The sequence below is a fragment of the Micromonospora sp. URMC 107 genome (genome assembly GCF_051386315.1).
Taxonomy (GTDB): Bacteria; Actinomycetota; Actinomycetes; order Mycobacteriales; family Micromonosporaceae; genus Micromonospora.
In genome coordinates this window covers 13617-35776 of record NZ_JBPQTK010000003.1, presented here as the reverse complement: position 1 = coordinate 35776, position 22160 = coordinate 13617, and the positions used below count along the sequence as shown (strand labels likewise).

20 protein-coding genes and 1 pseudogene are annotated in these 22160 nt (G+C 74.3%); 12 read left to right on the top strand and 9 right to left on the bottom strand.

Translation table 11 applies throughout. From position 1 onward, the window contains the following. Positions 1-63: 63 nt before the first annotated feature. Positions 64-1101: a hypothetical protein gene (locus ACSNN9_RS00960; RefSeq protein ID WP_436670719.1), complete on the bottom strand. Its 1038-nt coding sequence runs from the start codon at positions 1099-1101 to the stop codon at positions 64-66. A gap of 85 nt (positions 1102-1186) precedes the next feature. Here ACSNN9_RS00960 and ACSNN9_RS00955 point away from each other — a divergent pair, with 85 nt between their 5' ends. After that, positions 1187-2227: a S66 family peptidase gene (locus ACSNN9_RS00955; protein ID WP_436670718.1), complete on the top strand. Its 1041-nt coding sequence runs from the start codon at positions 1187-1189 to the stop codon at positions 2225-2227. A 45-nt stretch (positions 2228-2272) separates the two neighbouring features. Here ACSNN9_RS00955 and ACSNN9_RS00950 read toward each other — a convergent pair whose 3' ends face one another. Then, the gene (locus tag ACSNN9_RS00950; RefSeq protein ID WP_436670717.1) at positions 2273-3199 is read right to left on the bottom strand and encodes a cyclase family protein; all 927 of its coding nucleotides are present in this window, start codon (positions 3197-3199) and stop codon (positions 2273-2275) included. Between the two features lie 323 nt (positions 3200-3522). After that, a complete protein-coding gene (locus ACSNN9_RS00945) occupies positions 3523-4422 on the bottom strand; it encodes a helix-turn-helix domain-containing protein (RefSeq protein WP_436670716.1) in 900 nt (299 codons plus the stop codon). Between the two features lie 151 nt (positions 4423-4573). On the opposite strand from ACSNN9_RS00945, the gene mfd reads away from it, so the two are divergent. The 4 genes from mfd (at position 4574) to ACSNN9_RS00925 (ending at position 11670) form a co-directional block, all read left to right on the top strand. After that, positions 4574-8224 (top strand): transcription-repair coupling factor, encoded by a 3651-nt coding sequence (gene mfd / locus ACSNN9_RS00940; protein WP_436670715.1) that lies wholly within the window; start codon positions 4574-4576, stop codon positions 8222-8224. 72 nt (positions 8225-8296) lie between these two features. After that, the gene (locus tag ACSNN9_RS00935) at positions 8297-9067 is read left to right on the top strand and encodes a hypothetical protein (RefSeq protein ID WP_436670714.1); all 771 of its coding nucleotides are present in this window, start codon (positions 8297-8299) and stop codon (positions 9065-9067) included. Positions 9068-9069: 2 nt separating this feature from the next. Beyond that, positions 9070-10041, top strand: coding sequence for a nucleoside triphosphate pyrophosphohydrolase (locus ACSNN9_RS00930; RefSeq protein ID WP_436670713.1), 972 nt, complete (start codon positions 9070-9072; stop codon positions 10039-10041). A gap of 9 nt (positions 10042-10050) precedes the next feature. Further along, positions 10051-11670, top strand: a complete 1620-nt coding sequence (locus tag ACSNN9_RS00925) for a DUF885 domain-containing protein (RefSeq protein ID WP_436670712.1) — start codon at positions 10051-10053, stop codon at positions 11668-11670. Between the two features lie 27 nt (positions 11671-11697). On the opposite strand, the gene nudC is transcribed toward ACSNN9_RS00925, so the two are convergent. Then, positions 11698-12531 (bottom strand): NAD(+) diphosphatase, encoded by an 834-nt coding sequence (gene nudC / locus ACSNN9_RS00920; protein ID WP_436670711.1) that lies wholly within the window; start codon positions 12529-12531, stop codon positions 11698-11700. Then, positions 12528-13220, bottom strand: coding sequence for a hypothetical protein (locus tag ACSNN9_RS00915; RefSeq protein WP_436670710.1), 693 nt, complete (start codon positions 13218-13220; stop codon positions 12528-12530). The genes nudC and ACSNN9_RS00915 overlap by 4 nt, the downstream gene beginning before the upstream one ends. A 233-nt stretch (positions 13221-13453) precedes the next feature. On the opposite strand from ACSNN9_RS00915, the gene eno reads away from it, so the two are divergent. Genes eno through ACSNN9_RS00895 form a run of 4 tightly spaced genes read left to right on the top strand, consistent with a single transcriptional unit; the run spans position 13454 to position 16539 of the window. Beyond that, positions 13454-14737, top strand: a complete 1284-nt coding sequence (gene eno, locus ACSNN9_RS00910; protein ID WP_436670709.1) for a phosphopyruvate hydratase — start codon at positions 13454-13456, stop codon at positions 14735-14737. 32 nt (positions 14738-14769) lie between these two features. Next, complete coding sequence (locus ACSNN9_RS00905; protein WP_436670708.1) at positions 14770-15408, top strand: FtsB family cell division protein; 639 nt, start codon at positions 14770-14772, stop codon at positions 15406-15408. Positions 15409-15442: 34 nt separating this feature from the next. After that, positions 15443-16000: a DUF501 domain-containing protein gene (locus ACSNN9_RS00900; protein WP_436670707.1), complete on the top strand. Its 558-nt coding sequence runs from the start codon at positions 15443-15445 to the stop codon at positions 15998-16000. A gap of 2 nt (positions 16001-16002) precedes the next feature. Continuing rightward, positions 16003-16539: an amino-acid N-acetyltransferase gene (locus ACSNN9_RS00895; RefSeq protein ID WP_436670706.1), complete on the top strand. Its 537-nt coding sequence runs from the start codon at positions 16003-16005 to the stop codon at positions 16537-16539. Between the two features lies 1 nt (position 16540). Here the strand turns inward: ACSNN9_RS00895 and ACSNN9_RS00890 are convergent, their stop codons facing one another. Both ACSNN9_RS00890 and ACSNN9_RS00885 read right to left on the bottom strand, forming a co-directional pair. Further along, a complete protein-coding gene (locus ACSNN9_RS00890) occupies positions 16541-16663 on the bottom strand; it encodes a hypothetical protein (RefSeq protein ID WP_436670705.1) in 123 nt (40 codons plus the stop codon). A gap of 287 nt (positions 16664-16950) precedes the next feature. Continuing rightward, positions 16951-17538 (bottom strand): annotated as a pseudogene (locus ACSNN9_RS00885) (alpha/beta hydrolase family esterase); the annotation flags it as partial. On the opposite strand from ACSNN9_RS00885, the gene ACSNN9_RS00880 reads away from it, so the two are divergent. Both ACSNN9_RS00880 and ACSNN9_RS00875 read left to right on the top strand, forming a co-directional pair. Beyond that, on the top strand, positions 17537-18535 hold the full coding sequence (locus ACSNN9_RS00880; protein WP_436670704.1) for an ArsR/SmtB family transcription factor: 999 nt from the start codon (positions 17537-17539) through the stop codon (positions 18533-18535). The pseudogene ACSNN9_RS00885 and the gene ACSNN9_RS00880 sit on opposite strands and share 2 nt — an antisense overlap. 27 nt (positions 18536-18562) lie before the next feature. After that, positions 18563-19492, top strand: a complete 930-nt coding sequence (locus tag ACSNN9_RS00875) for a Ppx/GppA phosphatase family protein (protein ID WP_436670777.1) — start codon at positions 18563-18565, stop codon at positions 19490-19492. A 119-nt stretch (positions 19493-19611) separates the two neighbouring features. On the opposite strand, the gene ACSNN9_RS00870 is transcribed toward ACSNN9_RS00875, so the two are convergent. Both ACSNN9_RS00870 and ACSNN9_RS00865 read right to left on the bottom strand, forming a co-directional pair. Next, positions 19612-20025: a nuclear transport factor 2 family protein gene (locus tag ACSNN9_RS00870; protein ID WP_436670703.1), complete on the bottom strand. Its 414-nt coding sequence runs from the start codon at positions 20023-20025 to the stop codon at positions 19612-19614. 69 nt (positions 20026-20094) lie between these two features. After that, on the bottom strand, positions 20095-21069 hold the full coding sequence (locus ACSNN9_RS00865; RefSeq protein ID WP_436670702.1) for an NADP-dependent oxidoreductase: 975 nt from the start codon (positions 21067-21069) through the stop codon (positions 20095-20097). A 113-nt stretch (positions 21070-21182) separates the two neighbouring features. Here ACSNN9_RS00865 and ACSNN9_RS00860 point away from each other — a divergent pair, with 113 nt between their 5' ends. Beyond that, the gene (locus ACSNN9_RS00860; RefSeq protein ID WP_436670701.1) at positions 21183-22151 is read left to right on the top strand and encodes a GlxA family transcriptional regulator; all 969 of its coding nucleotides are present in this window, start codon (positions 21183-21185) and stop codon (positions 22149-22151) included. The last annotated feature ends 9 nt before the right edge of the window (positions 22152-22160 follow it).

Genomic DNA, 22160 nt, shown 5'->3' with positions numbered 1-22160 from the left:
CCGCCGGGGAGGAGGGGACCCTTGCAATCGTCCGCGGCGCGGGAGGCGCACCTTGCTCGCGTCTCAGCCGGCACCGGGCGCGTCTTCGCTGGTGGCGGCGGATGCGGTGCGGCTGTCGGCGCGGCGGCGGGCCTGGAACGGGGTGGCGCTGAGCACACCCGCCACGCCCAGCGCCGCCCAGATGGTGAGCCCGGCGAGCGGCCAACCGGTCGACCGGCGGTCGAAGTAGACGACGGATTCGAGCAGGTCGGTGGCGAGCCCCGGCACGTTCCACCGGTGCATGCCGCGCAGCCAGGTGGGGAGGAACTCGGGGGCGTAGATGCCGCCGGAACCGGGGTTGCCGAGCACGACCAGCAGCAGGATCACCAGCCCGGTGCCGAACAGCCCCAGCCAGCCCTGCACCGCCGAGGCGATCATCGCCGCCGCGAGGACCGTCAGCGCCCCGCTCGCGGCGACGCCGACCAGGTCGTGGTCCCAGACGTCCAGGACCGGCCCGACCACGACCGCGCCGACGACCCCGAGCACCAGGCTGTAGGCGGCCAGCGCGGCGATCCGCAGCCCGGCGCGGCGCAGGCTGCGCGGGGCCGTGCCGTTGCCCAGGCCGAGCACGGTGGCGGCGAGGTAGCCGCCCAGCACGTACCCGACGGCCAGGTAGAACGGCACGAGCCCGCGCGGGTCGGTCGGGGCCACCGGCACGTCGTCGGTGACCCGCAGCGGCATCTCCGCCTGCCGGGCGGCGGTGCCGAGCACCTGGACGACGACGTCGGCGGCGGCCGGCGCGGCGGCGCTGGCGGTGGTCAGGACCAGCCCGCCCTCGGCGGTGGCGGCGAGCACCGCGTACACCTCGCGGGTGTGCAGGCCGTCGTCGGCGGCCTCCGGGTCGTCGTAGCCGACCGCTTCGAGGGTGTCGGTCTGGTTGCGTACGGCGGCGAGGAGGGCCTCCGCCTTCTGGTCCCCGCGCACCACCCCCACCGGCACGTCGCGCGGCGTGGGCCGGTGCAGCGCGCCGACGTACGCGGTGATGAACGCGGTGGCGAGCACCAGGGTGCCGAGCAGCAGCGCGGCGGTACGCGGCAGCCTGTCGCGGATCTCCTGGTCCACGCCGTCAGCCTAGGGTGGCTTCTGCCCGTTACGCGGCGTTTCGCGACCCGGGAAAACCGGTTCCGCCGCTCGGTAGCGTCCGGTCATGACGTCGCCGAGCTATCCCCCCAAGCCCCGACCGGGAGACCGGGTCGCGGTCGTCTCGCCCTCCGCCGGCCTGCCGGCGATCTTCCCCCACGTGTACGAGCTGGGGCTGCGCCGGCTGCGCGAGGAGTTCGACCTGGAGCCGGTGGAGTACCCGACCACCCGGGTGCTCGACGCCGACCCGCGCGACCGGGCCCGGGACCTGACCGCCGCCTTCGCCGACCCGACGGTCACCGCCGTGCTCGCCACGGTGGGCGGGGACGACCTGATCACGGTCACCCCGCACCTGGACGACGCCGTGCTGCGGGCCAACCCGAAGCCGTACTTCGGCTACTCCGACAACACGAACGTCCTCAACCACCTGCACCGGCTGGGCATCGTGTCGTACCACGGCGGGTCGGTGCTGGTGCACCTCGGCCGCTCGGGCAGCCCGCACCCGCTGACCTTCGACTCGCTGCGCGCGGCCCTCTTCACCTCCGGCTGGTACGACCTCACGCCCGCGCCGGAGTGGGGCGACCGGCCGAACGACTGGCGGGACCCGGCGACGCTGGCCGACGAGCCGGAGATGCTCCCGGGCGAGGGCTGGCGCTGGCAGGGGCCGTCGACGGTCGTCGAGGGGCACACCTGGGGCGGCAACCTGGAGATCCTGCACTGGCTGCTGGCCGCCGACCGGGTGCCGGCGGCCGGGGACCTGGCCGGGGCGGTGCTGATGGTCGAGACCTCGGAGGAACTGCCCCCGGCCACCGAGGTGTTCCGGATGCTGCGCAACATGGGCGAGCGGGGGCTGCTCGCCGGCTTCCCGGCGGTCCTCGTCGGCCGGCCGAAGGCGTGGGACTTCGACCGGCCGCACACCCCCGACGAGCGGCGGGACTGGGCGCGGGCGCAGCGGGAGGCGGTCACCCGGGCGCTCGCCGCCTACCGCCCGGACGCGGTGGTGGTCTTCGACGTCGACCTCGGCCACACCGACCCGCAGCTGATCGTCCCGTACGGCGGCGAGATCCGGGTCGACGCCGTCGAGCGCCGCATCTCGGTCCGCTACTGACCCACCCCTCGCACGCCGCCCCGCCCCTGCCGGGTCCGCGGTCGGTCAGGCGGGGTCGAGCACGGCGAACGCCCGGACCGGGAAGGTGCCCATGCCGGCCACCATCGGCGGGGCGGCCGTGAACCGGAAGCCGGTCGGTGGCAGCGCGTCGAGCCCCGTCAGGTGCTCCACGATCGGCACGCCGGCGGCCAGCAAAGCGCTGTGCGCCGGGCGCTCGCCGGCCGCCGCGGGACTCATGTCGTCGATGTTGATCGAGTCGATGCCGACCAGGGCGGCGCCCGCGTCGACCAGGGCCCGGGCGCCGTCCCCGGTGAGGTACGGCGCCTGCGGCGCGCCGTACCGGTCGGTGCCGAAGTGCGCCGACCAGCCGGTGTGCAGCAGCACCGCCCGCCCCGCGACGTCGTACGGCGCCAGCAGCAGCCGGTCCACCGCGCGGGTGCCCGCCGGCACCCGGACCACGACGCCGGGCAGGTCGGCGAGGCGGTCCAGCCCGGTGGCGGCGAGGTCGGCTCCCTCGGCGAAGCGGTGGGCGGGCGTGTCCACGTACGTGCCGGTGTTGGCGATCATGTCGATCCGCCCCACCTGGAACTCGGTGCCGGGGGCGTAGTTGGCGCGGGACGCCTCCCGGGTCAGCCACTCGGTGATCCGCGGCGCCGGCCAGCCCGGCAGGGTGGTCATGCCGTCGGTGACCACGTGGCTCAGCTCCACCAGCCGTCGCCGGGAGGCGCCGTGCGGGTCGGCCCCGGCCGCCACGCCCCGGCCGCCCTTGTGCGGCTCCTCGACGAGCGTCTTGCCGGTGATCCGGACCTCCGCCACCATCAGCAGCCCGAGGTGCCGGACGAAGAGCGCCGCCAGCTCGTCGTCGGCGATGTCGCGGCCGGGGATGTCCAGCCGGAACCCGTCCGTCCGCAGCCCGCCGCCGTTGGCGAAGGTGACCTCCGCGTCGAACTGTGCCCGCCACTGGTTGCCCATCAGCGCAGCCGATCACGGCCGACCGGCCCCGTCAAGATCCTTCCCGCGAACGGCTGGGCGTCGAGGGTGGCGAGCAGGAACACACGACCGCCGGGCTGTCGCGCCCACCGGAGTGCCGTACAGGGGGGTGTACGGCACCGCCGGCGGGCGGCGACGGCACCTCGGGCGTCGCCGAGGTCACAGTCGGGTGGAGCTGCGGACCTCCCCGAACAGGTCCGCGCACCCCGCGGCCGCCGATCCGGCGGCTCGATCCCGGCTGCCGGATTCCATCCTCGGCCGCCGGGCGGCCCCGTGTCTTGAACATCGATGCTCGGTTGACCGCGTCAGGCCGGTCGGGGGTGGGTGAGGAGCCGGCGGAGGTGGGCCGGCGGGTGGCCGACGTGTTCCCGGAGCACGCGGGTGAGGTGCGCCTGGTCGGCGAAGCCGTGCTCCGCCGCCACGGCGCGCAGCGGCCGCCCGTCCGCCTCGGCGAGGGTGTCCAGCACCGCCCGGACCCGCAGCCGGTTGCGGTAGGCGGTGAGGCTGCTGCCGGTGACCCGCTGGAAGACCCGGCTCAGGTGGTGTGGTGAGGCGCCCACCTCACGCGCCACCTGGTCGAGCGTGAGGGTGAAGTCGCGGACCATGAGCACCTCCCGGGCGCGGTCGGCGAGGCGACGGTGGGCGGCCGCGGTGGCGGGGCGCTGGTTGACGACGCGCCGCAGGTCCGCTCCCGGTGACTCGGCCCGGGCGTTGACGAAGTCGAGCACCCTGCCGAGGAAGTCGTGCAGCCGCTCCGCCATCTCGAACGGGTCCAGCCCTCGCCGGAACTCCGTGATGAGCATCCGGTGTGCCAGGTCGAGCGCCGTGTCCGAGGTGCCGTCCCAGCCGGCGGTCGCCAACCAGCACGCCCCGTCCCGGTGCTCGTCGAGGACCGCCGGCTCGATCAGCAGGCAGGTGAACGTGTCGCGGCCCAGCGGGTGGGACACCTGTATCTCGTCGCCTGGCCGGATGAGCAGCAGCGAGGTGGCGTCCGAGAACGTCGTACGACCGTTGATGCGCCGCCGGTAGGCGCCCGACCAGCCAAGGTTGACCTCGTGCCGCAGCGCGGCCGTCGGTGCCGTCCAGCCGCGCTTCTCGACGCCGCAGCGCACCATGGAGATCGAGATCCCCGCCGGGTCACCCAGCACCCGCCGGCGGCAGGGCGTGGTCGTTCGGCGTGGGTCGCTGCCCACTCCCTCAGGCATCGATCCTCCTCCTCGGGCGGCCGTCGTGGATCGTGGTCGATCCAACGTACGCGGGGGTGGTTCGTCCGACCGGAGAGATAGTGTCGACCGGTGGACCCCCCGTCCAGCCGGGCGAGGGGTGATCGTCGTGTCGTCCGCTGGAAGTGATCTCATGCTCACCGGTCTGTTCTCCGCCGCACTGGCCGACCCGGGGCTGGCCCGGGCGCGTGACCTGGCGCGCTCCGGTGCCGCGCAGGTCGACGGCCTCGACATCACCGCACCGCCCGCGCTGCGTCCGTTCGCGGTCGCCGCGGTCGCGGCCGACCGGGCCGGCGACGGCGGGTCGGGCGGCGGCGCGGGTCGTCCGGTGCTCGCCGTGACCGCCACCACGCGGGAGGCCGACGACCTGGCCGCCGCGCTGGGCAGCCTGCTCCCGCCCGAGCAGGTGACGGTCTTCCCGTCCTGGGAGACGCTGCCGCACGAGCGCCTGTCGCCCCGCTCCGACACGGTCGGCCGGCGACTGGCCGTGCTGCGCCGGCTGGCGCATCCCGGATCGGCGGACGCGCACGGCCGCACCGGTCCGCTGCGGGTGGTCGTGGCGCCCGTCCGGTCGTTGCTGCAACCGCAGCTCAAGGGGCTCGGCGACCTGGAGCCGGTGCAGCTGGCGGCCGGGCAGGAGGCCGACCTGGAGGAGGTCGCCCGCCGGCTCATCGACATGGCGTACGCGCGGGTCGACCTGGTCACCAAGCGGGGCGAGTTCGCCGTGCGCGGCGGCATCCTCGACATCTTCCCGCCCACCGACGAGCACCCGTCGCGGGTCGAGTTCTGGGGCGACGAGGTGGAGGAGATCCGCACCTTCGCCGTCGCCGACCAGCGCACCATCGAGCAGGTGCCGCAGCTGTGGGCGCCGCCCTGCCGGGAACTGCTGCTCACCCCGTCGGTGCGCAAGCGGGCCGCCGCCCTCGCCGAGGAGCACCCGGAACTGGCCGAGATCCTCGACAAGTTGGCCGAGGGCATCCCGGTGGAGGGGATGGAGTCCCTCGCCCCGGCGCTGATCGGCGCCGACTCGATGGAGCTGCTGCTGGACGCCATGCCGGCCGGCACCCACGTGCTGCTCTGCGATCCGGAGCGGATCCGCACCCGGGCGCACGACCTGGTGCGTACCTCCGACGAGTTCCTCCAGGCGAGCTGGGCCGCGGCCGCCGTCGGTGGCCAGGCCCCGGTCGATCTCGGCGCCGCCGCCTTCAAGACCCTGGCGGAGGTACGCGCCGTCGCGGCGAAGCTGCGCCAGCCCTGGTGGACGCTGTCGCCGTTCGGCCTGGTGGAGGCGGACGCCGCCCCGGAGCGGCAGCCCTGGGAGGACGCGCCGGAGGCGGCCGACGTCACCCCCGACGACGCGATCGCGGTGACCCTGGCCGCGCAGCCGGCCCCGCTCTACCACGGTGAGACCGCGCGGGTGGTCGACGACCTCACGCGCTGGGCCGGCGAGGGCTGGTCGGTCGCGCTGGTCTTCGAGGGGCACGGCCCCGCCCAGCGGGCGGTCGAGGTGCTCCGCGACGCCGGCCTCGGCGCGCGGCTGACCGAGGAGATCCCGACCGCTCCCGCCCCCGGCGAGGTGCTGGTCGCCTGCGGCAGCCTGAACAGCGGCTTCGTCGACGAGGCGTCCCGGTTCGTGCTGCTCACCGGCAACGACGTCACCGGCGGGCGGGGCACCTCCACCCGCGACATGCGCAAGATGCCGAGCCGGCGGCGCAACACGATCGACCCCCTGGAGCTCAAGGCCGGCGACCACGTCGTGCACGAGCAGCACGGCATCGGCCGCTACGTCGAGCTGGTGCAGCGCACCGTCAACGGCGCGTCCCGGGAATACCTGGTCATCGAGTACGCCCCGAGCAAGCGCGGCCAGCCCGGCGACCGGCTCTTCGTCCCCACCGACCAGCTCGACCAGCTCTCCCGCTACGTCGGCGGCGAGCAGCCCACCCTGCACAAGATGGGCGGCTCGGACTGGCAGAAGTCCAAGGCCCGGGCCCGCAAGGCGGTCAAGGAGATCGCCGCCCAGCTCATCCAGCTCTACGCCGCCCGCAAGGCCTCCAAGGGGCACAACTTCGGCCCCGACACGCCGTGGCAGCGGGAGCTGGAGGACGCCTTCCCGTGGCAGGAGACGCCGGACCAGCTAGCCGCCATCGAGGAGGTCAAGCGGGACATGGAGCAGACCGTCCCGATGGACCGGCTCATCTGCGGCGACGTCGGCTACGGCAAGACGGAGATCGCGGTCCGGGCGGCGTTCAAGGCGGTGCAGGACGGCAAGCAGGTGGCGGTGCTGGTGCCCACCACGCTGCTGGTGCAGCAGCACTACAACACGTTCGCCGAGCGGATGAGCCAGTTCCCGGTGACCATCAAGCAGCTCTCCCGCTTCCAGACGCCGAAGGAGGCCGAGCGGACCCTGGAGATGGCCGCAGCGGGCACCGCCGACATCGTCATCGGCACCCACCGGCTGCTCCAGGCGGCCACCCGGTTCAAGTCGCTCGGCCTGGTCATCGTCGACGAGGAGCAGCGCTTCGGCGTCGAGCACAAGGAGCACCTGAAGACGATGCGCGCCTCGGTCGACGTGCTGAGCATGTCGGCCACCCCGATCCCGCGCACCCTGGAGATGGCGATCACCGGCATCCGGGAGATGTCGACCATCGCCACCCCGCCGGAGGAGCGGCACCCGGTGCTCACCTTCGTCGGGGCGTACGACGAGCGGCAGGTGGCCGCCTCCATCCACCGCGAGCTGCTGCGCGACGGGCAGGTCTTCTACCTGCACAACCGGGTCGAGTCGATCGAGAAGACGGCCCGGAAGCTGCGCGAGCTGGTGCCCGAGGCGCGGGTCGCGGTGGCGCACGGCCAGATGGGCGAGGAGGCCCTGGAGAAGGTCATGGTCGGCTTCTGGGAAAAGGAGTTCGACGTGCTGGTCTGCACCACGATCGTGGAGTCCGGCATCGACATCCCGAACGCCAACACGCTGATCGTGGAGCGGGCCGACCTGCTCGGCCTGGCCCAGCTGCACCAGATCCGCGGTCGGGTCGGCCGGGGCCGGGAGCGGGCGTACGCCTACTTCCTCTACCCGCCGGAGAAGCCGCTCACCGAGCACGCCCACGAGCGGCTGGCCACCATCGCCCAGCACACCGAGCTGGGCGCCGGCATGTACGTGGCGATGAAGGACCTGGAGATCCGGGGCGCCGGCAACCTGCTCGGCGGCGAGCAGTCCGGGCACATCGAGGGCGTCGGCTTCGACCTCTACGTGCGGATGGTCGGCGAGGCGGTCTCCGCGTTCAAGGGCGAGCGCCCGGAGGAGGAGACCGAGGTCAAGGTCGACCTGCCGATCGACGCCCACCTGCCGCACGACTACGTGGGCGTGGAGCGGCTGCGCCTGGAGATGTACCGCAAGCTCGCCGAGGCCCGCGACGAGGAGCGACTGCGCGAGGTGGTCGCGGAGATGACGGACCGCTACGGCGAGCCGCCCGCCCCCGTGCAGAACCTGGTCGCCGTGGCCCGGTTCCGGCTGCTGGCCCGCCGCTACGGCCTGACCGACGTCTCCATGCAGGGCAAGCACATCCGGTTCGGCCCGTTGCCGCTGCCCGACTCGAAGCAGCTGCGGCTCAAGCGCTACCACCCGGACTCGGTCTACAAGCAGGCCCTCGACCAGGTCAGCGTGCCCCGGCCGAGCACCCGGCGGATGGGCGGCGAGCCGCTGCGCGACCAGGCCCTGCTTCAGTGGTGCGCCCAGCTCCTCTCCGACGTCCTGGGCGAGCCGGCGATGGCGGGAGCCTCCGCCCGGTGAGGGCAGGACATGCGTGGCCAGACGGGTGGGCGGCGTCACGCGGGCCCCGGGCGGCATGAGAGAGTGACCGTCATGCGTGCTCGCCGTCTTGCCGCCGTCGCCAGCGTGGCGCTCGGCCTCGTCGCTCTCTCCGGTTGCCGTGCCGAGCCCGGTGTCGCCGCCTACGTCGGCGACCTGCGGATCACCGAGGATGCCGTCACCGGGGTCGTCGACGACCTGCGGGCGAAGAACCCGGCACCGACCGGGCAGCCCGAGGCGCCCGACGGGCGGCCCCCGGCGCAGGCGCCGCAGCTGCCCGGGCGCGGCCAGGTCGTCAGCGTGCTGGTGCTGGCCGAGGTCTGCGAGCGGGTCTCCGCCGAGAAGAACTACCAGCCGCGCGGGCAGGTGGCGCCGGAGCAGCTCGCGCAGCAGTTCGGCCTCACGCCCGACACCGGCTACGTGCGCCAGGTCGCCGAGCTCTACAACTGCCTGTCCGGCGTGCCGACCGGGGCGCCGGCCGAGCCGACGGCGCAGGACCTGGCCGACGTGGTGGCGGCGGGCCGCAAGGCGGGCGCCATCCCGGCCGACGTGCCGGACGAGGCGGCCGCCCGCCAGCTCGACGGCGAGCAGCTGCGCACCGCGCTGGCCACCCGCAGGTCGCTGGCCGAGGCGGTCGCCGCCTACGACGTGACGGTCAACCCGCGCTACCGCCCGCTGGAGTTCCCGGTGCTGAGCTTCTCCGGCAACGCGCCGGCGGTCAGCGTGCCGCTGGGCGAGGCCGGCTCCGACGCGGTCACCGACGTCTCCACCCCGGATCCGCTGCCCACCGGCGCACCGCAGGCGGCCGGCGGGACCGACAGCTGAGCATGCCCGCCCGGATCGTCCTGCTCGTCACCTCGCCCCGGCTGCCAGCCGGGCTGCTGACCGCCGCCGCCTGGGACGTCGTACGCGGGCATCCGGTGCTGGCCGGGGCGGAGAGCGAGCTGACGACGGCGGTCCGCACGGCGGGCGCCGAGGTCACGGTCGTCGACGGCCCGGCGACCCAGGCGCTGCTCGACGCGGCGGCGGCGCACGGCGTGGCGGTGTGGCTGGCCGGCCCGGCCGGCGACGAGTCGCTGGCCCGGGAGCTGGGCCTGCGGCTGGCGCGCGAGCCCGGCCTGGCCGAGCTGGAGCTGATGTACGGCTCGTGGGACCCGCCGGGCGCCCGGCTGCTCGACGCGGTGGCGGTGATGGACCGGCTGGCCTCGCCGGGCGGCGACCCCTGGAAGCGGGCGCAGACCCACCGCAGCCTCGCCGGCTTCCTGATCGAGGAGTGCTACGAGGCGTACGACGCGATCAACGCCGATGACACCGACGCGCTGCGCGAGGAGCTGGGCGACGTGCTGCTCCAGGTGCTGCTGCACGCCCGGCTCGCCGAGGAGCTGCCCGAGGCGCAGCGGTGGACCGTCGACGACGTGGCCGGCGGGCTGGTCGACAAGATGGTCCGGCGCAACCCGCACGTCTTCGCCGACGCGGCGGCGGGCACCCTGGAGGAGATCGAGGCCAGCTGGGAGCGGATCAAGCGGGCCGAGAAGGCGCGTGACTCGGTGCTGGACGGCATCGCGCTGAGCCAGCCCGCCCTCGCCCTGGCCGCCAAGATCCTGGAGCGCGCTGGGCGGGTCGGCCTCGCCGTACCGCCGCCCCTCGCGGAGTCCCAGGTGGACCCGGAGGCGCGCCTCGGCGCGAGCCTGCTCGCCACGGTCGCGGCGGCCCGCGAGGCGGGCCTGGACCCGGAGGCGGCCCTGCGCCGCGCCGCCCTCGCCTACGCGGACGCCGTGAGGACCGCCGAACGCCGGTAGGGTCGGCGGGTGGAATCGTTTGTGCCGCTCGCGGAGCGGATCGTCGACGCGTTGCTCCAGAGCCGTCCGGGGCTCGCGACCTCCACCGGCGACCACCGGTACGACGACCGGTTGCCGGATCTCTCCGCCGAGGCGGTCGCGGCCGACCAGGCCATGCTCAAGGAGGCCGCGGACGCGCTCGCCGAGCTGGACCCGGACGCCCTGGACGTCGAGCAGCGCGTCGACCACGCGCTGCTCACCTCGTTCGTGGACCGGGAGCTGTTCGAGTCCAGCGACATCCGCGCGCACGAGTGGGACCCGCTGCGGCACAACCCCGGGCCGCTGCTGCACGCGTTGCTCGCCCGCCCGTACGCCCCGGTCGACGTTCGGCTGACCAGCCTGGCCGGCCGGCTCGCCGCCGTACCGGACGCGCTGGCGACCGCGCGCGCGACGCTGCGCGACATGCCGCGGATCCACGCCGAGACGGCGGTCGGGCAGTTCACCGGCACGGCGGCGCTGGTCCGCGACGAGGTGCCGGCGCTGCTCGCGCAGGCCCCCGCCCTGTACGACCGGGTCGAGCCGGCGGCCACCGCGGCGATCGCGGCGCTGGAGGAGTTCGTCGCGTGGCTGCGTCAGGGCCTGGCCGCCGACGCCGGCCCCGGGCGGGACCCGCGGCTGGGCCGTCGCCGCTGGGAGGCGCGGCTCTGGCACACCCTCGACACCGAGCTGGGCGCCGCCGAGATCCAGCGCCGGGCCTGGGCCAACCTGGACCGGGTACGCGAGGAGATCCGCGCGGCGGCCGTCGAGCTGGTCGGCGGCGCGGCGGACGACGAGACGGTACGCCGGGCGCTGGACCTGCTGGCCGCCGAGCACCCGGACGACCACACCATCGTCGACCTCGCCTCGGTGACCCTGGACGAGGCGACCGACTTCGTGCGCGCCCACGACCTGATCACCCTGGTCGACGACCCGTGCGTGATCCAGGAGATGCCCCAGTTCGCCCGGGGCGTGGCGGTCGCCTACTGCGACTCGCCCGGCCCGCTGGAGACGGCGGACGTGCCGACCTTCTACTGCATCGCGCCCACCCCGGCGGACTGGCCGGCGCACCGCGTCGAGTCGTTCTACCGGGAGTACAACGACCACATGATCCGCAACCTGACGGTGCACGAGGCGATGCCGGGGCACTTCCTCCAGCTCGCCCACGCCCGCCGGCACGTCGGTCCCACCCGGGTCCGCGCGCTGACCGAGTCGGGGCCCTTCATCGAGGGCTGGGCGGTCTACACGGAGGAGCTGATGGCCGGCCTCGGCTTCGGCGGCCTGCCGGTGCGGTTGCAGCAGCTCAAGATGCAGCTCCGGATGACGATCAACGCGCTGCTGGACCAGCTCGTGCACTGCGAGGGGCTGCCGGAGGCCGAGGCGATGGCGCTGATGACCGGGCGGGGCTTCCAGGAGGAGGGGGAGGCGGCCGGCAAGTGGCGGCGCGCGCTGCTCACCTCGACGCAGCTCTCCACGTACTTCGTCGGCTACAGCGAGGTGGCCGCGATCGCCGCCGCCCGCCCTGCCGACGTGTCGGTGCGCGACTGGCACGACGCGATGCTCGCCCACGACTGCCCGCCCCCGCGCCACCTGCGCACCCTGCTCGGCGTGTGAGGCGGGGCCCCGCCGACAGGGGCGGGCTCAGCGCCGCGCGGAGGTCACCGTCGCGTCGATCAGCCAGCGCGAGATGGAGTACGCGGGCGGCAGCGCCGCCGGCAGCCCGTCGAGGGGGAACCAGCGCGCCTCGGTCAGTTCCCGGCCGTCCACCACCGGCTCGGCGCCCGCGTCGGCGGCGGTCGCCGTGAAGCCGGTGAGCAGGACGCCGGGGCCGGACATCGCCCACGGCTGGCTGCCGAAGTAGGTCAGCCGGTCGAGGGCGAGCCCGACCTCCTCGCCGACCTCGCGGTGGGCCGCCGCCTCCAGCGTCTCGCCGGCCTCGACGAACCCGGCGACCAGCGCCCACATCCCGGTCGGCCCGTACGCGTGCCGGACCAGCAGCAGCTCCGCCGGGCGGTCGGCGGGTCCCGGACGGGTGATCGCCACCAGCACCGCCGGGGAGAGCCGGATGGGGACGTACAGGTCGCAGCCGGGGCAGCGGCGGGCCGACTCGCCCGGCACGTCGGCCAGCTCCGCGCGGCAGGCGCCGCACCAGCGGTGGGTGCGCCGCCAGGTGACCACGGTCAGCGCCCGGCCGGCGAGCGCGGCGAGCGGACCGGGCAGCTCGGCGGCGAGGGAGGCCCAGCCGCGTCCGGGGCGGTCCTCGGCCCCGTCGAGGTCGGCGGCCCAGGCGGGCACGCCGTCCAGCGTGCCGAGCGGCACCCACGCGGTGTCGTCCGGCAGGTCGCCCACCCGGGGGAAGGCGCCGTCGGGCGTGGTCAGCAGCTTGCGTCCGGCGACCGGCACGGCCAGGTCGGTGGGCGCGGGCGCGGCGCTCCGGTCGGCTCCGGGCACGAACCCGCCGACGGGATCGGTCACGAGCTGGCCGGGCGGCGGTCCACGACGCCGGCGCCGGGCGGGAGGTCGAACGCGGTGCCGTCGACCGTCTCGCGGTAGCGGCTCAGCGCCAGCTCGACCTGCCTGCCGTCGACCTGACCGGTGAAGCTGCCCAGCGCCCCCTCGGTGGTCACGCAGGCGGTGAAGTCGCCGGCGGACTGCTCCACGTCGACGCAGGTGGCGTGGTGACCGGCGAGGGTGGTGTCGCTCTGGGCGATCACCGCCTCCGGGTCCAGCGCGGCGGTGGTGAGCAGTCCCACGACGATCGGCGGCGTGACCAGCCCCCGCTGCTTGGCCTCGGTGAACATGGCCACCGTGGGCTTCGCGTTGGGCGCGGGCGGGGCCTCCAGGGTGCAGGTCGCCCGGCCGGCCGTGGTCTCGCAGCGGGTCGTCGCCTCGGGGGTGACGGTGAGCTTGCCGCCGGGCCAGGTGTACGCGGAGCGGGCCGGGTCCTGGGCCTGGGCGATGGTGGCGGTCTGCCCGCCGGGGAGCTGGTAGTCGGCGGAGTAGGTCAGCTCCAGCGCCCGGTCGAGCCGGGCGGCCATGTCGTTCACCAGGTCGGCCCGCCCGATCGCCCGGCCGGCGTCGTCGAGGGTCTGGCAACCGGTCACCGTGAGCGACGCGATGACCGACACGGCGAGCATGCGGAGGGTGGTCGAGGCGGCGGGCATGGCGATCAGCCTGGCCGATCGGGTCAACCGCGCGCAAACCCGTTGCCGGTTGAGACACGAGAATCCGGGAATGTCCGTGTAAAGCGTTGCCCGGAGGCAGGTTTCGGGCCGGGCCGGCGAGCGCCCGGACCGCCCGCGTCCGAGCGTCGCCCGATACGCTGCGTTCAACAACTGCCTCAGCCGCACCGTCGCGGCCCATACCGGACCGGAACACACTAACGAGGAGCGACTCAGTGGCAACCATCGAGGGAATCGTCGCGCGGGAGATTCTGGACTCGCGGGGCAACCCGACCGTCGAGGTCGAGGTCGGGCTCGACGACGGCACGATCGCCCGGGCGGCGGTGCCCTCCGGCGCCTCCACGGGCGCCTTCGAGGCGATCGAGCTGCGCGACGGTGACGCCGACCGCTACCAGGGCAAGGGTGTCGAGAAGGCGGTCTCGAACATCGAGGACAAGATCGTCGACGAGCTGATCGGCTACGAGGCCAGCGAGCAGCGGCTGATCGACCAGAAGATGCTCGACATCGACGGCACCGACAGCAAGTCCGAGCTGGGCGCGAACGCCATCCTCGGCGTCTCCCTGGCGGTGGCCAAGGCGGCGGCCGGCAGCGCCGAGCTGAGCCTCTTCCGCTACCTGGGCGGCCCGAACGCGCACCTGCTGCCGGTGCCGATGATGAACATCCTCAACGGCGGCGCGCACGCGGACTCGAACGTCGACATCCAGGAGTTCATGATCGCGCCGATCGGCGCGCCCAGCTTCCGCGAGGCGCTGCGCTCCGGCGCGGAGGTCTACCACGCGCTCAAGTCGGTGCTGAAGAAGAAGGAGCTCTCCACCGGCCTCGGCGACGAGGGCGGCTTCGCGCCGAACCTGCCCACCAACGCCGCGGCCCTGGACCTGATCGCCGAGGCGGTGGAGAAGGCCGGCTACCGGCTCGGCACCGACATCGTCTTCGCGCTCGACGTGGCCGCCACGGAGTTCTTCGACGACGGCACCTACACCTTCGAGGGCACCGCGAAGACCGCCGAGGAGATGAGCAACTACTACACCAAGCTCGCCGGCGACTACCCGATCGTGTCGATCGAGGACCCGCTGGCCGAGGACGACTGGACCGGCTGGCAGACGCTGACCGCCTCGCTCGGCGACCGCATCCAGATCGTCGGCGACGACCTGTTCGTCACCAACCCGCAACGGATCGCCCGCGGCATCGCCGAGAGGGCCGCCAACGCCGTCCTGGTCAAGGTCAACCAGATCGGTTCGCTGACCGAGACCCTGGACGCGGTGGACCTGGCCCACCGGGCCGGCTTCAAGTGCATGATGAGCCACCGTTCCGGCGAGACCGAGGACACCACCATCGCGGACCTGGCGGTGGCCACGGGCTGCGGCCAGATCAAGACCGGCGCCCCGGCCCGCTCGGACCGGGTCGCGAAGTACAACCAGCTCCTGCGGATCGAGGAGGAGCTGGCCGACGCGGCGCGGTACGCCGGGGCGGGCGCCTTCCCGCGCTACCGTTCCGCCTGAGACGCGCGAGGCCTCGGGGGAGGGGTGTGACGATGCAGCAGCGCCGCACACCGGGCGGTCAGCGCCCCGCCCGCCGGCCGGGTCACACCGGTCGGCCGGGCGGGGCCCGGGGCGCCCGGACGTCGGTCCGCGAGGGCGGCGTCCGCGCCGAGTCGCGGGCCACGGCCGGTCGCGCGCCGGGGGCGACCCGGGGCGCGGAGGGCGTACGCTCCGCGAGCCGGCCCGCCGCGGCCCGTCGTACGGCCGCCGGCACCGTCAAACGGCTCTCCGCGCCCCGCTCCCGGGGCTTCACCGGGCGGGCCACCGTGCTCTTCGCGGTGCTGATCGCGCTCGCCCTGGCCTACACCTACCCGGTGCGCGTCTACCTGGACCAGCAGGCCGACATCGAACGGATGGAGGCCTCGCAGGCCGCCCAGCGGAAGGCCATCGAGGAACTCTCCGAGCGGGCGGCCAAGTGGCAGGACCCGGAATACATCAAGATCCAGGCCAGGGAGCGGTTCTTCATGGGCCCCCCGGGCGAGACGCTGCTGGTGGTGCTCTCCGACCCGGAGGGCGCCGCCCGGGACGCCGGTTCGTCCGCTGCCCCGTCGGCGCCCGTCACCCCCGCCTCCTGGTACGACACCCTCTGGTCGAGCGTGCAGGCCGCCAACGGCGAGCAGCCCGACAGGTGAGCACCACCCGAGCATCGAACGAGAGACCAGCATCGTGACTGTCGTACCACCGCGGGAGCCGGCGGCGGCCTCCGTACCCCCGCCGCGGCGTGAACCGGCCACCGAGGCCGACCTGGCCGCGGTGGCCGCGCAGCTCGGACGCCCGCCCCGGGGCACCCGGGCCGTGGCCCACCGCTGCCCCTGCGGCCTGCCCGACGTGGTGGAGACGACCCCGCGCCTGGCCGACGGCACCCCCTTCCCGACGCTGTTCTACCTGACCTGCCCCCGGGCGACGGCGGCGTGCAGCCGGCTGGAGTCGGCGGGGCTGATGAAGGAGATGGCGGACCGGCTGGCCGCCGACCCGGAGCTGGCCGCGCGCTACCGCGCCGCGCACGAGGACTACCTGGCGCGCCGGGACGCGATCGGCGAGGTGCCGGAGATCGCCGGCATCTCGGCGGGCGGGATGCCCGGGCGGGTGAAGTGCCTGCACGTGCACCTCGGGCACGCGCTCGGGGCCGGGCCCGGGGTGAACCCGTTCGGCGACGAGACGCTGGAGCTGGTGGAGAAGTGGTGGGCGGCCGGGCCCTGCGTGGACGTGCCGGCGGCGGACTGACCATGACGGGCGCGAACGAGGACGCGGCGGGGACGGACGAGATCGTGGTGCGGCGGGCCCGCACCTCGGACGTGCGCGGCATCCGGCGGCTCGTCGACACCTACACCGACGACCGGCGGCTGCTCAGCAAGGCCACCGTCACCCTCTACGAGGACGTGCAGGAGTTCAGGGTCGCGGTCCGCGCCGGCGACGGCGCGGTGGTCGGCTGCGGCGCGCTGCACGTGATGTGGGAGGACCTGGCCGAGATCCGGACGGTGGCGGTCGACCCGTCGTGCCGGGGGCGCAAGCTCGGCCACCGGATCGTCGCGGAGCTGATCGACGGCGCCCGCGAGCTGGGGGTGGCCCGGATCTTCGTGCTCACCTTCGAGACCCGGTTCTTCGGCTCGTTCGGGTTCACCGAGATCGACGGCGCGCCCGTGCCGCAGCCGGTCTACGAGCAGCTGCTGCGCTCCTACGACGAGGGCGTCGCCGAGTTCCTCGACCTGGAACGGGTCAAGCCGAACACCCTCGGCAACACCCGCATGCTGCTGCGGCTCTGACTCAGCTCCGGCGCGGGTGGGCGGCGAAGAAGTCCCAGATGAGCTCGGTGGCGACAAGGCCCGCGTCGGGGGCGGCCAGCTCGCCGGTCGGCGCACCCGGCCACGAGTGCCCCATGTCCGCCACGGTGTAGACGGTGACGTCGCTGCCGTCGCCGCACCGCGCGTCGGCGCGGGTGACGCGCGGCGCGCCCGCCGGGGCGCGCCGGACGCCGGTGTGCAGCGCAGCCGTCGCTGCCAGGTCCGTACGCCCTCGGTGAAGACGTCGGCGTAGCGGTCCTGCCCGCCGATGAACGTGATCACCGACACCGGTCGCCTGGGCACGTAGGTCTCGGGGGCGGTCCGGGGGCCGCTGTAGCCGCCGCTGACCACGCCGATCGCCGCGAAGAGCCCCTCGGCCTCGACGGCGGCGCGGAAGCTCATGTCCCCGCCGTTGGAGATGCCGGTGAGGTAGACCCGGTCCGGGTCGACCCGCCACGTCCGCACGAGGTGGGCGGTGAGGTCCTTGAGGAAGCCCACGTCGTCGGTCGTCCCGCAGCAGATCAGCGCGTTGAAGCCGCCGTCGCGCCCGTCCGGGTACGCGACCAGGAAGTTCTCCCGGTCGGCCACGGCGTCCAGCCCCACCATCTCCCGCAGGCGGGCGCCGCTGCCGGGATAGAAGTGCAGGGCGATCACCAGCGCGGCGGGCCGGCCGGGGTCGTAGCCGGGTGGGGCGTGCAGCAGGTAGCGGCGGTCGGCCCCGCCGTGCGGCAGGGTGAGCCGGTGGTCGCCGGCAGCGGGGCGTTCGACGGCCCCCGAAGGCGACGGGGCCGGCGTGGCGCGGGACTGACCCCGGTCCCCACCGCACGCCGTGGCGACGACGGCGAGAACCAGCCCCGTCAGCACTGCCACCGTCCGTCGCACGCCCCGCCCCCCTCCGTGACCCGCGGTCCACACTGGACTGGACGACCCCGGCGGGGCAACCCTTTCGGTCCAGGCCGAAGGGAGGCAGTCTGCTGGCATGCTTCGTCTCCGCCTGGGCCCGGCGGACCTGTGCCGGGTCCGCTTCGCCGACCGTCTGCACCCGGTGGGCACCGCCATGCTGGCCTGTCAGGCGCTGTACGACGCGGAGGCGGCCCGGACGGCGCCGGGCCCCGCAGCCGGCGCGGCGACGGCGACGGGCCGGGTCCGCTCCGCCGCCTCGGTGCTGCGGCACCTGCTGCCCGCGCGCGGTCGCCTGCCGGACTTCCTCACCCCGCTGGACGGCCTGGAGTCGGTCGCCGCCGGCCTGGAGGCGATCCGGGCCGTCCCCGTCCGGCGCGTGCGGGCCGAGGTCACCGCCGCGTACGCCGACCTGGCCGAGACGCCGTTGCGCAGGCGGTTCGCCGAGGCCGACGGGGAGACGATGGGCCTGTTCGGCCGGGCCCTGGGCACCTGGCACGACGCGGTGCTCGCGCCGCACTGGGCCGATCTGACGGACGTGCACCGGCACCAGGTGGCCGAGGCGACCGGGCACCTCGCGGCGCACGGGCTGGACGGGCTGCTGAACGCGCTGCACCCGGCGATCCGGTGGGAGGCGTCGACGTTGACGCTGACGGTGCGGACGTGGTGGAGCGCGACGGTCTCCGGCACCGGCCAGGGCCTGCTCCTGCTGCCCTCCCCGCTGGCCGGGCCGCATCCCCGGGTGCTGGTGGAGCCGGACCGGCCCGTGCTGGTGGTGTATCCCGCGCCGATGCCGCGCCGGGTCGAGGCGAGCGTCGCCGATCCGCTCGGCCGCCTGCTGGGCGCCACCCGGGCGGCGGTGCTGCGCCGGCTCGGCGGCCCCGGCCGGCACACCACCACGACGCTCGGGCGGGCCGTCGGGATCAGCCTCTCCTCGGCGTCCGAGCACGCGGGCGCGTTGCGGGCGGCCGGCCTGGTCAGCAGCGTGCGGGACGGCGGGGCGGTGCTGCACCGGTTGACGCCGCTCGGCGCCGAACTGCTCGGCCGCGACGGCGTCCTGCCGCCCGCCCGCGCCTGACGTAGGGTTGCTGCCGTGACGACGCGTGTGGCCGCCATCGACTGCGGGACCAACTCGATCCGACTGCTGGTCGCGGACCTGCCCGACGCCTCGGCGGGTCCGGAGGCGCCGCTGGCCGACCTGAGCCGGCGGATGGAGATCGTCCGCCTCGGCCAGGGCGTCGACAAGACGGGGCGGCTGGCCCCGGAGGCGATCGAACGCACCCGGGTCGCGCTGGCCTCCTATGCCGCCGAGATCGAGAAGCTGGGCGCGGAGCGGGTCCGGATGTGCGCCACGTCGGCGTCCCGGGACGCCTCCAACGCCGCCGAGTTCCGCGAGATGGTCGAGCGCACCCTCGGGGTCGCGCCCGAGGTGGTGACCGGCGACGAGGAGGCGCGGCTCTCCTTCACCGGCGCGGTGCGCGGGCTGCCCGCCGACGCGCGCGAGCCGTACCTGGTCATCGACATCGGCGGTGGCTCGACCGAGTTCGTCGTCGGCACCCGCGCGGGCGGCGTCGAGGCGGCCATCTCGATGGACATCGGCTGTGTCCGGATGACCGAGCGGCACCTGCACGGGGACCCGCCAGGGCTGGACGAGGTCGCCGCCGCGCAGGCCGACATCGCGGTCGCGGTGGAGCGGGCGCTGGAGGCCGTGCCGGGCCGGCAGGCCGCCACGCTGGTCGGGCTCGCCGGATCCGTCACCACCGTGGTCGCGATCGCCGAGGGCCTCCAGGAGTACGACCCGGGCCGCATCCACCACGCCCGGGTGTCGCACGACGCGGTGGCCGACGTGACCGCCGACCTGCTCGGCAAGAGCCGGGAGCAGCGGCTCGCCATCCCGGTGATGCACCCGGGCCGGGCGGACGTGATCGGGGCGGGTGCCCTGGTGCTCCGGGTGATCATGGAGCGGGCGGGGATGGACTCGGTGGTCGCCTCCGAGCACGACATCCTCGACGGCATCGCCTGGTCGCTGGCCTGAACCGCCCGGGAGAACCTCGAGACCGCGCCACGACGGCGGTGCGGCGCGGCGTGCGGTGATCGGATCCGTCGCCGGTTTCGATCACCGCACGGCTCGACCCCGGTCAGCCGGTCCGCGACTCAGCCCGCGAACGCGGCGTCGATCGCGTAGGTGTCCTCGTACATGTGATAGGTCGTGATCTTGCCGTTCCTGACGGCGATGTGCAGGGCGAAGTGGTTGGTGAACGACCTCCCCGTGGCGAGGACCTCGAACTTGTTGTGTCCGAGCATGACCGCGTTCTCCCCGTCGACGACCGTCGTCGTGATCTCGTATTCCTGGGCCGGTCCGAGTACGCGTCCGAACGAGCCGAAGAAGTCCGGCAGTTCGGCCGGGGTGGAGCGCCGCCCGGACCAGGGGATGTTGGGGGTCCCGCCGACCACGAGGTCGAACGTGTCGGCGAAGAGGTCGACCAGTCCTGGTACGTCGCCGGCGCCGAACCGCGCGAAGAAGGATTCGACGACGGCGGCCGTGTTGGTACGTGTCGCGTTGCTCATGCGGATGGAACTCCTCTGTGCGTGACGTGGTTGGGTTACCGCCCTCGCGGGCGGGTGCGAGGGCGGGCCTCAGGCGATGACGGAAAGGACGATCTTTCCGGTGGTGCTGTTGGTCTCGCCGCGCTCGTGGGCGCGAGCCGCCTCTCTCAGCGGGAGAGTCGTGTCGACGAGTGGCCGCAGCTGCCCGCGGGCGACCAGGTCCGCGACCGCCTTCATGCCCGCCTGGTCGGGCTCGACGAGGAGCCGGGTGGCGCGGACGCCGAGTTCCTCGGCGAGGTCGGCGGGGAAGTCCGGGGCCACGGGGAGGAGGGAGACGAGGATCCCGCCCCTGCGCAGGGTGCGCAGTGAGCGCGCGGTGTAGTCCCCGCCGATGGTGTCGAGCACGACATCGAGGTCTCTGAGGACGACGCCGAAGTCGTCCGTCGTGTAGTCGATCAACTCGTCCGCGCCGAGTCCGCGAAGAAGGTCGTGCTTGCCGGCTCTCGCGGTGCCGACGACCCATGCGCCCCGGGCCTTGGCGATCTGCACCGCCAGATGCCCGACTCCGCCGGCGGCGGCATGGACGAGGACGCGCTGGCCCGGCTGGATGTCGGCGGTGTCGACGAGCGCCTGCCACGCGGTCAGCGACGCCAGGGGCAGCGCGGCGGCGGTCGTGTGGTCGATGTTCGCCGGTTTGCGGCAGAAGTGCCGGGCGGGTGCGGTCACGAACTCCGCGTACGCGCCCGCCGGATGCGGGAAGCGCGGCATGCCGAACACCTCGTCGCCCGCCGCGAACAGGGTCACCCCGGGCCCTACCTCCTCGACCACGCCGGAGACGTCGAAGCCCAGGACGAACGGGGGGAGTGCGCCGGTGGCGAACCGCCCGCGAGCGCGGGTCTTCCAGTCGGTGGGGTTCACCCCCGCGGCGTGGACCCGGACGAGGATCTCGCCGAGTGCGGGGACCGGACGCGCCATCTCGATGATCTTCAGGACGTCGGGTGCCCCGGCCGCGTCCTGGCTGACGGCGAGCATCCGGTACGGCGCTCGCCCTGAGCTGGTTGTCACTGAACTCCTCACCTGTCGTGCCGGCCGCGTGAGGCGGCCGTGCCCGTCCAGCATCTCCGGAGGGGCGCTGCCGCTGCCGCGGCCAGATGGACAACATGTGTCAGGATCTGGCCATGCATCGCGTCGTTGTGCTCGCGCTTCCCGGCGTCGTCCCGTTCGAGCTGGCCATCCCCTCGCGCCTCTTCGGCGCCGCCCTCGACTCCGACGGCAAGCCGCTGTACTCGGTGACCACCTGCTCGCTCGACGGCGGCCCTGTCGACACCTCGGCCGACTTCGCGATCGCCGTGGACCACGACCGCACCGCGCTGGCCCGGGCGGACACCGTGGTGATCCCGCCCTCCGCGAGCGGGCGGCAGTGGGGCGAGGCGAAGGCCCTTCCGGTGCCGCTGCGGGACGCGCTGGGGCTCGTCCGCCCCGACGCGCGGGTGATGGCGATCTGTACGGGTTCGTTCGTCCTGGCGGCGGCGGGCCTCCTCGACGGACGCCCGGTGACGACCCACTGGCGTGAGTCCGACCGCCTCCAGGGCCTGTACCCGGACCTCATGGTCAACGCCGACGTCCTCTTCATCGACGATGGCAGCGTGCTCACCTCGGCGGGCGTCTCGGCGGGAATCGACCTGTGCCTGCACATGATTCGCCGGGACCACGGCAGCGAGATCGCCAACGAGGCCGCGCGTTCCTGCGTGGTGCCGCCCTGGCGCGACGGGGGCCAGGCCCAGTACATCCGGCGCCCGATGGTCGACGCGGACTCGACGACGGCACAGGCCCGAGTGTGGGCGCTCGAACACCTCGATCGCCCGTTGACCCTGGCTGAGCTTGCCGCCCGGTCGAACATGAGCGTGCGGACATTCAGCAGGCGGTTCCAGGACGAAGTGGGGGTGAGCCCGATGACCTGGCTCACCCAGCAGCGGGTCGAACGCGCCCGGGAGTTGCTGGAGAGCTCGGACCTCCCGGTCGACAGGGTCGCCGAGCAGGCCGGGTTCGGCTCGGGTGGTTCGCTCCGGCAGCACCTGTTGGCCGCCACCGGGGTGTCGCCGCGTGCCTATCGGCGAACATTCCGCCCCGCTCCGGCGGACCGATAGCGCCGGCGC

Bases quoted from the DNA above. Each gene is read 5' to 3' on its own strand.
- ACSNN9_RS00955 (WP_436670718.1), top strand. From the start codon at position 1,187: ATGACGTCGCCGAGCTATCCCCCCAAGCCCCGACCGGGAGACCGGGTC.
- ACSNN9_RS00950 (WP_436670717.1), bottom strand. From the start codon at position 3,199: ATGGGCAACCAGTGGCGGGCACAGTTCGACGCGGAGGTCACCTTCGCC.
- ACSNN9_RS00945 (WP_436670716.1), bottom strand. From the start codon at position 4,422: ATGCCTGAGGGAGTGGGCAGCGACCCACGCCGAACGACCACGCCCTGC.
- mfd (WP_436670715.1), top strand. From the start codon at position 4,574: ATGCTCACCGGTCTGTTCTCCGCCGCACTGGCCGACCCGGGGCTGGCC.
- ACSNN9_RS00935 (WP_436670714.1), top strand. From the start codon at position 8,297: ATGCGTGCTCGCCGTCTTGCCGCCGTCGCCAGCGTGGCGCTCGGCCTC.
- ACSNN9_RS00930 (WP_436670713.1), top strand. From the start codon at position 9,070: ATGCCCGCCCGGATCGTCCTGCTCGTCACCTCGCCCCGGCTGCCAGCC.
- ACSNN9_RS00915 (WP_436670710.1), bottom strand. From the start codon at position 13,220: ATGCCCGCCGCCTCGACCACCCTCCGCATGCTCGCCGTGTCGGTCATC.
- ACSNN9_RS00905 (WP_436670708.1), top strand. From the start codon at position 14,770: ATGCAGCAGCGCCGCACACCGGGCGGTCAGCGCCCCGCCCGCCGGCCG.
- ACSNN9_RS00895 (WP_436670706.1), top strand. From the start codon at position 16,003: ATGACGGGCGCGAACGAGGACGCGGCGGGGACGGACGAGATCGTGGTG.
- ACSNN9_RS00880 (WP_436670704.1), top strand. From the start codon at position 17,537: ATGCTTCGTCTCCGCCTGGGCCCGGCGGACCTGTGCCGGGTCCGCTTC.
- ACSNN9_RS00870 (WP_436670703.1), bottom strand. From the start codon at position 20,025: ATGAGCAACGCGACACGTACCAACACGGCCGCCGTCGTCGAATCCTTC.
- ACSNN9_RS00860 (WP_436670701.1), top strand. From the start codon at position 21,183: ATGCATCGCGTCGTTGTGCTCGCGCTTCCCGGCGTCGTCCCGTTCGAG.